The organism is Aquitalea sp. (assembly GCF_030150775.1).
Taxonomy (GTDB): Bacteria; Pseudomonadota; Gammaproteobacteria; order Burkholderiales; family Chromobacteriaceae; genus Aquitalea; species Aquitalea denitrificans.
In genome coordinates, this window is the sequence record NZ_JASLFG010000036.1 from 70,979 (window position 1) to 83,405 (window position 12,427).

13 protein-coding genes are annotated in these 12,427 nt (G+C 60.8%); 10 read left to right on the forward strand and 3 right to left on the reverse strand.

The window, feature by feature from the left end:
- Positions 1-82 precede the first annotated feature (82 nt).
- Both QVF59_RS12375 and QVF59_RS12380 read right to left on the reverse strand, forming a co-directional pair.
- Positions 83-604, reverse strand: a complete 522-nt coding sequence (locus tag QVF59_RS12375) for a CNP1-like family protein (protein WP_287880263.1) — start codon at positions 602-604, stop codon at positions 83-85.
- Between the two features lie 13 nt (positions 605-617).
- Positions 618-1,397, reverse strand: a complete 780-nt coding sequence (locus tag QVF59_RS12380) for an NRDE family protein (protein ID WP_287880265.1) — start codon at positions 1,395-1,397, stop codon at positions 618-620.
- A 116-nt stretch (positions 1,398-1,513) separates the two neighbouring features.
- Here QVF59_RS12380 and QVF59_RS12385 point away from each other — a divergent pair, with 116 nt between their 5' ends.
- From QVF59_RS12385 to QVF59_RS12420, 8 genes are all read left to right on the forward strand, one after another.
- Complete coding sequence (locus tag QVF59_RS12385) at positions 1,514-1,744, forward strand: sulfurtransferase TusA family protein (RefSeq protein ID WP_159880194.1); 231 nt, start codon at positions 1,514-1,516, stop codon at positions 1,742-1,744.
- A 69-nt stretch (positions 1,745-1,813) separates the two neighbouring features.
- A complete protein-coding gene (gene pyrC / locus QVF59_RS12390; protein ID WP_159880192.1) occupies positions 1,814-2,848 on the forward strand; it encodes a dihydroorotase in 1,035 nt (344 codons plus the stop codon).
- 582 nt (positions 2,849-3,430) lie between these two features.
- Positions 3,431-5,050, forward strand: a complete 1,620-nt coding sequence (locus QVF59_RS12395; RefSeq protein ID WP_287880267.1) for a peptide ABC transporter substrate-binding protein — start codon at positions 3,431-3,433, stop codon at positions 5,048-5,050.
- 184 nt (positions 5,051-5,234) lie between these two features.
- On the forward strand, positions 5,235-6,155 hold the full coding sequence (gene oppB / locus QVF59_RS12400; RefSeq protein WP_287880270.1) for an oligopeptide ABC transporter permease OppB: 921 nt from the start codon (positions 5,235-5,237) through the stop codon (positions 6,153-6,155).
- Between the two features lie 14 nt (positions 6,156-6,169).
- Positions 6,170-7,084, forward strand: coding sequence for an ABC transporter permease subunit (locus QVF59_RS12405; protein ID WP_089082922.1), 915 nt, complete (start codon positions 6,170-6,172; stop codon positions 7,082-7,084).
- An 11-nt stretch (positions 7,085-7,095) separates the two neighbouring features.
- Positions 7,096-8,097, forward strand: a complete 1,002-nt coding sequence (locus QVF59_RS12410) for an oligopeptide/dipeptide ABC transporter ATP-binding protein (protein WP_287880273.1) — start codon at positions 7,096-7,098, stop codon at positions 8,095-8,097.
- A complete protein-coding gene (oppF, locus tag QVF59_RS12415; protein WP_287880276.1) occupies positions 8,090-9,082 on the forward strand; it encodes a murein tripeptide/oligopeptide ABC transporter ATP binding protein OppF in 993 nt (330 codons plus the stop codon). Before QVF59_RS12410 ends, oppF begins: the two co-directional genes overlap by 8 nt.
- A gap of 140 nt (positions 9,083-9,222) precedes the next feature.
- Complete coding sequence (locus QVF59_RS12420) at positions 9,223-9,963, forward strand: M48 family metallopeptidase (RefSeq protein ID WP_287880279.1); 741 nt, start codon at positions 9,223-9,225, stop codon at positions 9,961-9,963.
- 65 nt (positions 9,964-10,028) lie between these two features.
- Here QVF59_RS12420 and QVF59_RS12425 read toward each other — a convergent pair whose 3' ends face one another.
- Positions 10,029-10,814, reverse strand: coding sequence for a tRNA threonylcarbamoyladenosine dehydratase (locus tag QVF59_RS12425; protein WP_287880281.1), 786 nt, complete (start codon positions 10,812-10,814; stop codon positions 10,029-10,031).
- Between the two features lie 201 nt (positions 10,815-11,015).
- Between QVF59_RS12425 and QVF59_RS12430 the strand changes: the two genes are divergently transcribed.
- A complete protein-coding gene (locus QVF59_RS12430; RefSeq protein ID WP_287880283.1) occupies positions 11,016-11,240 on the forward strand; it encodes a hypothetical protein in 225 nt (74 codons plus the stop codon).
- 130 nt (positions 11,241-11,370) lie between these two features.
- Positions 11,371-12,399: a low-specificity L-threonine aldolase gene (ltaE, locus tag QVF59_RS12435; RefSeq protein ID WP_287880285.1), complete on the forward strand. Its 1,029-nt coding sequence runs from the start codon at positions 11,371-11,373 to the stop codon at positions 12,397-12,399.
- The last annotated feature ends 28 nt before the right edge of the window (positions 12,400-12,427 follow it).

Genomic DNA, 12,427 nt, shown 5'->3' on the forward strand with positions numbered 1-12,427 from the left:
GCCCGTGTCAGGGGCTGCCAACTAAAACCGTTGTGGTGCTTGCGCCGCACGGGGCTGCCACATGGCGGCAGTGCCAGGTTTGTCAGCGCCAGGGCGCGGCACGCAGCAGCTTGACGGCCTGTTCGGCGGATTTCGGGGCTGTCTTGTCTACGCACAGGTCCTCGCGCAGTGCACGGCGTGCCTTGTCATCGTATTCAATCTTGCGCCATTCCTCGCGCATGGACTCAATCCAGCGCTTGTTGATGCTGTCGCCAAAAGCATAGCTGCGGTAGGTGTTGGCACTGCACTGGATGCCTTCCACGCTAAGGTTCTCGGCACCGGCCGGGCTTTGCACCCGCAAGATCAGCCGTACCACGCCGTCCTCACCCACGGTCAGGCTCTTGCTGTCGGCAAAGTACTTGTTGGCTACTTCCGGGCCGACGTAAAAGCCGATCCAGTCTGGTGCCGCAGGAAAGTCAGGCAGGGTGTACTTGCCTTCTTCCCAGGGTTTGACATCTTCCATGGCGTAATTGGTGTTGTTGAAGCCCTTGTTGTATTCGCTGGCCTGGGCAGCCAGTGCCAGCAGCAGCCCGGCCAGGGCCAGACCAAATCGGGACAGTTTCACGCACATCTCCTGCTCAAGGCTTGGCCGGGTGCTGAATCTGCCCCGGCCTGATGGTGTAACGGCGGCGGCCGGCTTCGCGGCCGGCCAGCCCCCAGGAAAGTTCGGACAAGCTTACATCACCCCGTGCCGATACGTTGAGCAGCATCGACGCGCGGGTGCCGTAATCCCGCCCCTGAATGAAAACCGGTGACAATACCTTTTCCAGTGCCAGTCCCACGCCGGTATTGGGCAACTGGCCGGGGCCGGCTGCGGTGGCATCAGCCAGCCAGCCGAAGGCTTCGTCTTCGCCGGGTGGGCGGCGCAGGCCACGCAGGTGTTCGGCCAGCCGTTCGCTCTTGAACCACGGCGTATCCATTGTGGCATTGGACAGGGTATGGATGCCGGGCGTCACCCGCGCAATGCGGGCACCACGGCTGTGAAAGTGGAACAGGTCGTCCACCTTGCCGTACAGCAGGTTGAATGGGGCATAGTGCTGATGGTTGTCGCGCAGCCAGTCGGCAAAGGTAAACGGGTCTTCATCGCCGGTGACAAAGCGCTGCACCAGTTCGCCGCGCGAGCGCTCACCGCTCTTGCCATAGCCTTCACGGAAATTGGTGAGCGCGGCAAAGCGGCCACGGCCATCCACCATCAGCCAGCTGCCGCCGGCCTGCAGATCACGCCCGCCCAGGGTGTCGGTGTACTCATCCCACCAATCCAGCGCAGCGGCCGGACGGGCATAATATTCATCGCGATTGGCCAGCAAAACCAGCTGGCCCAGGCCGGGCATCTTGTAGGCAAAAGCGATCACGCACATGGCGGGGATTCCGATTTGGGAGGGGCTTGACGGGTGGCGTACACTAGTCGGACGGATAGCCGGTAGAATACCGCCTTCACCTGGCATTGTAACGTAAAGACTGAGCGACACGCCCCATGACTCCCAACCGCCTGATTGACCTGTCCGGCCTCAACTGCCCCTTGCCCATCCTGCGCGCCAAGAAGGCGCTGGCCGATATGGAGAGCGGCAGCGTGCTGGAGGTGATTGCCACCGATGCCGGCGCACCCAAGGATTTTGAAGCCTTTTGCCGCCAGACCGGCAATGCGCTGCTGGAATCCACCACCACGGCGGAAGGCAAGTTCCGCATGGTGCTGCGTCGCAAGTAAGCCTGCCGCCCGGACGGGATGATCCCGGCCTGCCCCGATACTGCTAGCCCCGACAAAGAGCCCAAGTGCATGACGACACTGACCCTGATCCGCCCCGACGACTGGCACCTGCACCTGCGCGATGGCGCAGCGCTGGCTGCCGTACTGCCCGACACCGCACGCCAGATGGGCCGCGCCATCATCATGCCCAATCTGAAGCCGCCGGTGACCACGGTGGAAGCCGCCGCCGCCTATCGCGAGCGGATTCTGGCCGCACTGCCGACCGGCAGCCGTTTCGAACCGCTGATGACGCTTTACCTCACCGACAACACCAGTGCCGCAGAAGTGCGCAAGGCGAGGGATTGCGGTTTCGTGCACGGTATCAAGCTGTATCCGGCCGGAGCCACCACCAATTCCGATTTTGGCGTCAGCAGCATTGATAAAGCCATGCCGGCGCTGGAAGCCATGGCCGACTGCGGCATGCCGCTGCTGGTGCATGGCGAGGTGACTGATTCCGCCATCGACATCTTCGACCGCGAAGCCGTGTTCATCGAACAGGTATTCCAGCCGCTGCTGGCGCGCCTGCCGTCCTTGCGCGTGGTGTTCGAACACATCACCACCAAGGATGCCGCCGAATACGTGGCCAGCGCGCCGGACAACATCGCCGCCACCATTACCGCGCATCACCTGCTGATGAACCGCAATGCCATCTTCGTTGGCGGCATCCGCCCGCATCATTACTGTCTGCCGGTACTCAAGCGCGAACTGCACCGTCAGGCGCTGGTGCAGGCTGCCACCTCCGGTTCGGCCAAGTTCTTCCTCGGCACCGACAGCGCGCCGCATGCACGCCACGCCAAGGAAGCCGCCTGTGGCTGTGCCGGCATGTACACCGCCAATGCTGCCATCGAGCTGTATGCCGAAGCCTTCGAGGCGGCCGGCGCGCTGGACAAGCTGGAAGCCTTTGCCAGCCTGAACGGCCCGGCTTTCTACGGCCTGGCCCCCAATGCCGACACCATCACCCTGGTGAAGGAAAGCTGGACCGTACCCGCCGAACTGGCATATGGCGACGATGTGCTGGTGCCGCTGCGTGCCGGCGAAGCCATGCACTGGCGCATGCAGGACTAAGAGCTGCTGACAGTCCGGTTTGTACTGCTGCTACAAAAAGCTCCCCGCGCGGGAGCTTTTTTTACGTCTGCTGCCCGCTTGTCTGGCAATCGGTCGATATGCCATGGCAAGCCACCGCCATGCCTGATGTGCCTTTACGCCTTTATTGCAGGGCCTGCTGCAAATAAACCATCACCGGTGGAAATGGGTTAAATGCAAATCCATATCCAGAAACATGCGAATAGGGTGAAACGTGCAGTCAGCGGCACAAATGACGTAGTGCCGGCAATTTAAATACGGCACGCATGCAAGATATTAATGGCTGCCAATATAAATACTCATGATTGAGAGCAAAAATGTTGCCGGGCTACGGATTTTCCTGTGAATAAATGGCGGTAAATTGGTGATCGTCGTTGAAATGACACGGCTTTTGCAAAACGCTTGTCATATTGTTCTGAATCAGGCTTGAGGATTTCAAAAACGCCAGCGCATAATGGCTCGGCCCGTTTCGGACAGTTAAACAGAAAGTTCCGAACATAATTTGGATAAAAGAATTTATGCACCCGCAATAAGCGGGGCTCTACAGAACAGGAGAATAGGCGAATGTCACACAATAAATCGCTGCGCGTGGCCACGGCAGCTGTAGCCCTGGCACTGGCCGGTACGACCGGTTTCGCCATGGCCGCCCAGGTGCCGGCAGGCGTCAAGCTGGCTGCCAAGCAGGAGCTGATCCGCAACACCGGTTCCGAGCCGGAATCGCTCGATCCGGTGCTGGCCGAATCGGTACCAGCCAATACCATCACCATGGATCTGTTCGAAGGCCTCACCGCCACCGACAGCTTTGGCAAGGTGATGCCGGGCGTGGCCGAATCGTGGAAACAGACCAGCCCCACCACCTGGGTATTCAAGCTGCGCAAGAATGCCAAGTGGTCGGATGGTTCCACCGTGACCGCAAGCGATTTCGTGTATGGCTGGCAGCGTTTTGTCGAGCCCAAGACCGCCTCTCCCTATGCCTCCACCTATGGCATCTTCATCCTGAACGGCAAGGAAATCACCGAAGGCAAGAAGCCCGCTTCTTCGCTGGGCGTGAAGGCCGTGGACAAGTACACGCTGGAAGTACAAACCCCGTACCCGGTACCGTTCATGCCGTCGCTGGTGGCCAATACCCAGCTGGCACCGCTGCCCAAGGCCACCATCGACAAGTTCGGCAAGGACTGGACCAAGCCGGGCAAGATGGTATCCAACGGCGCGTTTGCGCTGAAGGACTGGCAGGTCAACAGCAAGATCGTGGTGGAAAAGAACGCCCAGTACTGGGATGTGAAAAACGTGCAGCTGGGCAAGATCACCTATCTGCCGATCGAGGACCACAACGCCGACGTGAAGCTGTATGAATCCGGCGAAAACGACTGGGTGCTGGAACTGCCGTCCGGCACTTACGACAAGTACAAGGCGCAGTATCCGAAGGAAATCCGCAATGCGCCTTTCCTGGGCCTGCGTTACTACTCGCTGAACAACAAGGACCCGCTGCTGAAAGACGTGCGCGTGCGCAAGGCACTGTCCATGGTGATCGACCGTGACATCCTGGCCAAGAAAGTCACCGCCGATGGCCAGGCTCCGGCCTACAGCGCCATCGTGGCCGGTACTGCCGGTGCCGATGTCACCAGCTACGACTGGGCAAAATGGCCGATGGCCAAGCGGGTGGAAGAGGCCAAGAAGCTGCTGGCTGAGGCTGGTGTGAAGCCGGGCAGCAAGCTGAAGTTTGCCTACAACACCAGTGACTACCACAAGAAGATGGCCATCTTTGCCGCTTCCGAATGGAAATCCAAGCTGGGCCTGAACACCGAGCTGGAAAGCCTGGAGTTCAAGGTGCTGCTGAAGAAGCGTCACGATGCCGATTACCAGATCGCCCGTAACGGCTGGGTGGCCGACTACAACGACGCCACCACCTTCCTCGCGCTGGTGCAGTGTGACAACGACCAGAACGACAACAAGAACTGCAATGCCAAGGCCGAAGCGCTGATCAAGCAGGGTAGCGATAGCACCGATCAGGCCAAGCGCAAGCAACTGTTCACCCAGGCCGTGAAGATGATCATGGATGACTATCCGATGATCCCGCTGCTGCAATACACCGCACCGCGTCTGGTGAAGTCCTATGTGGGTGGCTACGGCAAGAACCCGATGGACCGCTACCGCGGCAAGGACCTCTACATCATCCAGCACTAAGCCTTGCGCTTGACTGAGTGATGCAAGAGGAGGGGGCTGCGGTCCCCGGTTGAACAGAGGCCGGATGTCCGCCAGACGGACATCCGGCTTGTGATGTAGCGCATCATGCCGGCGCACCGTGCCGTGCAGCCATGTTCACAAGACCTGTGCTGCGCTGGCGGACGACCCCGGCTGGAGTATCCCCATGTGGTCCTATACTTTCCGACGCGTGCTGGCGACCATTCCCACACTGCTGGCCGTCATTACCGTTTGCTATCTGCTGCTGCACCTGACCCCGGGCGGCCCGTTTGACGGGGAGCGCAAGGTGTCTGCTGCCGTGCTGGCCAATCTGCAGGCCAAATACCATCTCGACCTGCCCTTGTGGCAGCAATACCTGTATTACATCAAGAGCCTGTTGCAGGGTGATCTGGGTGCTTCCTTCCGCTATGCCGACTGGAGCGTGAACGATCTGGTGGGCAAGGCCCTGCCGGTGTCTGCCGCCATCGGTGGTGGTGCCATCGTGATATCGCTGTTCATCGGCGTGGCGCTGGGCATTGTGGCCGCACTGCGCCAGAACAGCATCATCGACTATCTGGTGATGCTGCTGGGCAATATCGGCGGCGCTTTTCCATCCTTCGTGCTGGGCCCGGTGCTGGTGATGGTGTTTGCCATCGGCCTGGAATGGTTGCCGGCCGGCGGCTGGGATGATTTCTCGCTGCGCTACATGGTGCTGCCGATTGCCCTGCTGGTGTTCATCAACATCTCCACCATCGGCCGCGTGATGCGCGGCAGCATGATCGAGGTACTGGGCAGCAACTTCATCCGTACCGCCCGCGCCAAGGGCCTGCCCATGCGCACCATCGTGCTGCGCCATGCGCTCAAACCGGCCTTGATGCCGGTGGTGTCGGTGATCGGCCCGCTGGCCATTTCCTCGATTACCGCTGCGGTAGTGACCGAAACCGTGTTCGGCCTGCCCGGCCTTGGCAAGCTCATCGTCAATGGTGCCGCCAACCGCGACTACACCCTGGTACTGGGTCTGGTGGTGCTGGTGACGGTGATTACCGTTGTTCTCAACCTGCTCGTGGATCTGGCCTATGCGCTGCTGGACCCGAAGATTCGCTACTGAGCGGGAGCAAAATCATGATGCAAAGCAAACAGAAAGCCATGACGGCTGCGCTGGACAATGGCCTCACCGATGCCGCCGTAGAAGGCCGCAGCCTGTGGCGTGACGCGCGGCTGCGCTTTTTCCGCAACAAGGCCGCCGTGCTCAGCCTGATCGTGCTGGCCTTCATTACCCTGGCCTGTGTGTTCGGGCCTATGGTGCTGCCGCACACTTATGAAGACACCGACTGGGATGCAATGGGCATTGCCCCGACGCTGCTGAATACCCACTGGTTCGGTACCGATGCGCTGGGGCGTGACCTGCTGGTGCGCTGCCTGATCGGCGGGCGCATTTCGCTGATGGTGGGCGCGCTGGCCACCATTGCCTCGGTGGCGCTGGGCATTGTCTGGGGTGCGACGGCCGGTTTCATGGGCGGCAAGGTGGATGCGCTGATGATGCGTATTGTCGACATGATGTACGCCGTGCCCTACCTGCTGATTGCCATCCTGATGGTGACCCTGCTGGGCCGCGACTTCTACCTGGTGGTGCTCACCATTACCGTGTTTTCCTGGATGGACATGGCACGGGTGGTGCGCGGCCAGACGCTGGCGATCAAATCCAAGGAATATGTCGAGGCGGCCCATGCCATTGGCGTGTCCACACCCAAGATCATTTTCCGCCACATCGTGCCCAATCTGCTGGGCATCGTGGTGATCTACACCACCGTCACCGTGCCGGGTGTGATCCTGACCGAATCGGTGCTGTCCTTCCTGGGCCTGGGGGTGCAGGAGCCGATGACCAGTTGGGGTGTGCTGATCCAGGACGGGGCCGGGGTGATGGATGCCAGCCCGTGGATTCTGCTGTTCCCGGCCGGCATGCTGTCGGTCACCCTGTATTGCGCCAACTATATCGGCGACGGCCTGCGCGATGCGCTCGATCCGAAAGATCGTTGAGGTAGCAACAGATGAGTCTATTGAAAGTAAGTAATCTGGGCGTACAGTTCCAGACCAACGACGGCGTGGTCAGCGCCGTCAACGGCGTCAGCTTCGAGCTGGAAAAGGGCCAGACCCTGGGTATTGTCGGCGAATCCGGTTCCGGCAAGAGCCAGACCGTGCTGGCCATGATGGGCCTGCTGGCGCGTAACGGCAAAACCACGGGCGAGGCGCTGTACCAGGGCCAGAACCTGCTGGCCATGAGCCCGTCCGAACTCAACCGCATTCGCGGTGACCGGCTGGCAATGATCTTCCAGGACCCGATGACCTCGCTCAACCCCTATCTGACGGTAGAGCGCCAGATGACCGAGGTGCTGGAGCTGCACAAGGGCATCAGCCGCCGCGATGCGAAAAAGCGCGCCATCGAGCTGCTGGACGCAGTGCGCATTCCCGAGGCCGCCCGTCGCATCAATATGTATCCGCACGAATTCTCCGGCGGCATGCGCCAGCGGGTGATGATTGCTATGGCCCTGCTGTGCGAACCGGAAGTGCTGATTGCCGACGAACCCACCACCGCGCTGGATGTGACGGTACAGGCGCAGATCCTCACCCTGCTCAAAGACCTGCAGCGTGATTTCGGCACCTCCATCGTGATGATCACCCACGATCTGGGCGTGGTGGCCGGCCTGTGCGAAAAAGTGATGGTGATGTATGGCGGCCGCGTCATGGAATACGGCACTGCTGACAACATCTTCTATCAGCCCAGCCACCCCTACACCATCGGCCTGCTGGGTGCCTTGCCGCGGCTGGACCACGACGGCAGCGAGCTGGTGAGCATTCCGGGCAATCCGCCCAATATGGCGCACATGCCCAAGGGCTGCCCGTTCTCCGAGCGTTGCACCCACGCCAGCAGCCGCTGCGCCGACGAACTGCCGGCACTGGCTGCCAGCACCAGCAATCCGCAGGTGCTGCGCGCCTGTCACAAGCCGGTAGCCGAATTGCAGCTGGCTGCACAGGAGGTGGCACATGTCTGAACAAGCCAAGCAGCCGATTCTGTCGGTACGTGATGTCAAAGTGCATTTTCAGGTGAAGGGCGATGGCCGCTGGCCGTGGAGCGCCAGGCGCACGCTCAAGGCAGTGGACGGGGTCAGCTTCGATCTGTACGCCGGTGAAACCCTGGGCGTGGTGGGCGAGTCCGGCTGTGGCAAGTCCACCCTGTCGCGCGCCATCCTCAACCTGATTCCGGCTACTGCTGGTGAAATCGTGTGGATGGGCAAGGACCTGACCCGCGGCAGCGCGCAGGACTGGCATGCAGTGCGCAAGGATATCCAGATGATCTTCCAGGATCCACTGGCCTCGCTCAACCCGCGCATGACTGTCGCCCAGATCATTGGCGAACCGCTGCGCGTGCATAAGCCGGAGTTGTCCGCCGACGACATCATGCAGCGCGTACGCAGCATGATGCGCAAGGTGGGCCTGCGCGAGCAGATGATCAACCGCTATCCGCACGAATTTTCCGGCGGCCAGTGCCAGCGTATCGGCATTGCCCGCGCGCTGATTCTGGAGCCCAAGCTGATCATCTGCGACGAACCGGTATCGGCGCTGGACGTGTCGATCCAGGCGCAGATCATCAACCTGCTGAAGGAGTTGCAGCGCGAGATGGGCCTGGCGCTGATCTTCATCGCCCACGACCTGGCGGTGGTGAAGCATATTTCCGACCGCATCCTGGTGATGTATCTGGGCCGCGAGATGGAGCTGGCGCAAAAGCATGCCTTGTACGACGCGCCTGCCCACCCTTACACCCGCGCCTTGCTGTCGGCCATTCCCATTCCGGACCCGAAGCTGGAAAAGGGCAAGGTGATCCAGATCCTGCAAGGTGATCTGCCCAGCCCGATCAATCCGCCGTCCGGCTGCGTGTTCCGCACCCGCTGCCCGCAAGCCGAGGACCGTTGCAGCAAGGAAACCATCCAGCTGCGCCGTATCAGTGAGCAGAGCCAGAGTTCCTGCTTGCTGGCCTGATTCAGCTCCTGTTGGCTACTCGGCTCCGCATTGACCATGCGGGGCCTTTTTCATTTCTGCAGGCTGCTTATGCCAGTATGACTGTTAAATACTGAAAAATTACGTTAGCATCATGGCGCATTTTAAAAAGGAATTTTGATATGAAAAAATTGTCCCTTGCTCTCGTTTTTGCATTGTCCCTGTCTGGCACCGCCCAGGCTTTCGACCTTAATGGCATGCTCAGTTCCGGCAGCGACCTGCTCAAGGCCGCCACGCTCAGCGACGCTGACGTGAAGAACCTGGCTGCAGAATCCAGCGCCGTCATGGACAAGAAGAACAAGGTTGCCGCAGCTTCCAGCGCTTATGGCAAACGTCTGGCCAAGATCGTCAAGGGTCTGGACAGTGAAGACGGCACCAAGCTCAACTTCAAGGTTTACCAGACCAAGGAAGTCAACGCCTTCGCCATGGCCGATGGCACCGTGCGTGTTTACAGCGGCCTGCTGGACAAGATGGATGACGACCAGGTGCGCTTCGTGATTGGCCATGAAATCGGCCACGTCAAGCTGGGTCACAGCAAGAAGGCCATGCAGCTGGCTTACGCAGCTTCCGGTGCGCGCAAGGCTGCCGGCAGCAGCGGCAACAGCACGGCTGCAGCCCTGAGCGAGTCCGATCTGGGCAATTTTGCCGAAGCCATCGTCAACGCCCAGTTCTCGCAATCGCAGGAAAGCGATGCCGATGCCTACGGCGTGGGCTTCCTCAAGCGCCACAACTACAATGTGCAAGGTGCACCGTCGGCCCTGCGCAAGCTGGCCGAGCTGTACGGCAACGACAGCAGCATGCTGGCCAGCCACCCGGCCCCGGGCGAACGCGCTGCCAAGGTGGAAAAGCTGATCGCCAACTGATTGCTATCTGCCAGACAGCAAAAGGCCTCCCTTGGGAGGCCTTTTTCATGACGGGACTGCGCGGTTCAACGCTTTTTTGGCGGTTTGGCCAGTTGCTTCAGCGCATGGGAAACCGCCACCAGCCCGAAGCTGGCGGTCACCACCATGCCGGCACCAAAGCCGGCGCAGGACAGGCCTTGCGGACCGCGCGTGCTGTCGGCATCACAGCTTTGCGTGTCGGGATAAACCAGTTGTTCGGTGGAGAACACGCAGGGAACATGCAGCTTCTTGCCGGCATCGCGCGGAAAGCCGTGATAGCGCCGCAGGTTGTAACGCAGCTTGGATAGCAGCGGGTCGTATGTCACCTCGCCCAGATCCGCCAGCTTGATCTTGGTGGGGTCCATCTGGCCACCGGCACCGCCGGACACGATAAACGGCTGGCGGCGGCGCACGCACCAGGCCGCCATGGCGGTTTTGACCCGCAGATTGTCGATGCAGTCGATGATGAAGTCGAAGCCCTGGCCCAGCATGGCGTCCAGATTGTCTTCGGTAACGAAATCCTCGATTTCCTGCACCACGCAGGCCGGGTTGATGGCGCGCACCCGCTCGGCTAGCGCCGTCACCTTGGCCATGCCGTAGTGCGGGTCCAGCGCCGGCAGCTGGCGGTTGGTGTTGGATTCGGCAATATTGTCCAGATCAATCAGCGTCAGGCGGCCGATTGCGCTGCGGGCCAGCGCCTCCACCGCCCAGGAACCCACACCACCCACCCCCACTACACAGACATGGGCTGCCTGAAAGCGGCTGAGTGCATCGGGGCCATACAGGCGGCCAATACCGCCAAAGCGGCGGTCAAGATCTGCGTCGTGCGACATCTGCTGTATATCCGGAACCAAAAAACGGCCAAGCATAACCAAGAGCGCTGAGGCTGACCAGTGTTTGCCCGGAAAAAAGCAAGCAGCTGATTTACTGGAACTTTCCGCCAGCTTGCCTATCCTTCTGCATAGGTCCGTCACGAATGCATGTCGGCATTCCTCTGATCCGGGCCGGCCTGAGTGATCTCAAGGGAGTTCCCCATGAAGCACCCGAGTTTCGATATCGATCTGGACAAGCATTACAACGCCACCGTGGTGATTGCCTGCGTGGAATGCGGCCATGAAAACCGTCATCATCTGAAATCCCTTTCCCCCGACCACAGCCTGCGCTGCCAGTGCGGCAGCGATATTTCAATGACGCATACTGCGATGCAGGCGGCCCAGCGCCGAGTGAGCGAATTGAAGCAGGCCTATCGAATAGCCTGATGGAGTGACGCCGACAATTTGTGTATCACCCCCGGCAAGCAGTTTGCTGGCACAATCAGGCAAGGCCTGATCTGGCATTTCCCTTCACGGCGGCCCCTCTGGCCGCCGCTTTCATTTGCAGGAGCACAGCATGCAGTGGATTGATATGCGCAGCGATACCGTCACCCAGCCCACCCCTGCCATGCGCCAGGCCATGGCCAATGCCGTGGTGGGGGACGATGTCTATGGTGATGACCCGACGGTAGCCGAACTGGAGGCGCTGGCCGCCCGCCTGCTGGGCAAGGAGGCCGCCTTGTTTGTGCCCACCGGCAACTTCGGCAACCAGCTGGCCATCTTCACCCACTGCCAGCGCGGCAACGAGGTGATTCTGGGCGACGATTGCCATATCGTGTGGCACGAAACCGGTGGCGCGGCGGTGATTGCCGGGGTGCAATTGCGCACCATTGCCGGTGACAAGGGGGTGATGGACCCGGACGAAATCGCAGCGCGCATCCGGGTGGGCCACGACGTCCACTGGCCGCAAACCGGGCTGATCTGCCTGGAAAACGCTCACAGCAATGGTCGGGTGATTCCGCTGGACATCATGCAGCGCACTGCCGACATCGCCCGCCGCCACGGCGTGCCGGTGCATCTGGATGGCGCGCGCGTGTTCAATGCCGCCACGTATCTTGGCTGTGAGGTGCAGGACATCACCCGCTATGCCGACAGCGTGATGTGCTGTCTGTCCAAGGGCCTGGCCGCACCGGTGGGCTCCATTCTGGCCGGCACGGCCGACTTCATTGCCCGTGCCCGCTACAAGCGCAAGCTGCTGGGCGGTGGCTGGCGCCAGGCCGGGGTGCTGGCAGCGCCGGGCTTGCTGGCACTCACCGAGATGACACAGCGGCTGGGCGAGGACCATACCAATGCCCGCTATCTGGCCGAGCGCCTGCACGGCATGCCGTGTATCGAAGTCGAGCTGGCCGATGTCCACATCAATATGGTGTGGTTTCGTCTGCTGGCTGATATCGATGTCAGCGAACTGATGGCGGCACTGGAAACTGCCGGTATCAAAGCCAATCCGCCCGAGGGTGGCCGCATGCGGCTGGTGACGCATTGGCAGATCAGCCGCAGCGACATCGACCGGGTGCTGGATGTGCTGCAAAGAGTACTGAGCGACTAGTTGCCGGAGTTAGCCGGCTTGTTCATCG

Excerpts from the sequence above, each read along its gene's own strand:
- QVF59_RS12380 (WP_287880265.1), bottom strand. The coding sequence starts at position 1,397 with ATGTGCGTGATCGCTTTTGCCTACAAGATGCCCGGCCTGGGCCAGCTG.
- QVF59_RS12385 (WP_159880194.1), top strand. The coding sequence starts at position 1,514 with ATGACTCCCAACCGCCTGATTGACCTGTCCGGCCTCAACTGCCCCTTG.
- pyrC (WP_159880192.1), top strand. The coding sequence starts at position 1,814 with ATGACGACACTGACCCTGATCCGCCCCGACGACTGGCACCTGCACCTG.
- QVF59_RS12395 (WP_287880267.1), top strand. The coding sequence starts at position 3,431 with ATGTCACACAATAAATCGCTGCGCGTGGCCACGGCAGCTGTAGCCCTG.
- oppB (WP_287880270.1), top strand. The coding sequence starts at position 5,235 with ATGTGGTCCTATACTTTCCGACGCGTGCTGGCGACCATTCCCACACTG.
- QVF59_RS12405 (WP_089082922.1), top strand. The coding sequence starts at position 6,170 with ATGATGCAAAGCAAACAGAAAGCCATGACGGCTGCGCTGGACAATGGC.
- QVF59_RS12410 (WP_287880273.1), top strand. The coding sequence starts at position 7,096 with ATGAGTCTATTGAAAGTAAGTAATCTGGGCGTACAGTTCCAGACCAAC.
- oppF (WP_287880276.1), top strand. The coding sequence starts at position 8,090 with ATGTCTGAACAAGCCAAGCAGCCGATTCTGTCGGTACGTGATGTCAAA.
- QVF59_RS12420 (WP_287880279.1), top strand. The coding sequence starts at position 9,223 with ATGAAAAAATTGTCCCTTGCTCTCGTTTTTGCATTGTCCCTGTCTGGC.
- QVF59_RS12425 (WP_287880281.1), bottom strand. The coding sequence starts at position 10,814 with ATGTCGCACGACGCAGATCTTGACCGCCGCTTTGGCGGTATTGGCCGC.
- QVF59_RS12430 (WP_287880283.1), top strand. The coding sequence starts at position 11,016 with ATGAAGCACCCGAGTTTCGATATCGATCTGGACAAGCATTACAACGCC.
- ltaE (WP_287880285.1), top strand. The coding sequence starts at position 11,371 with ATGCAGTGGATTGATATGCGCAGCGATACCGTCACCCAGCCCACCCCT.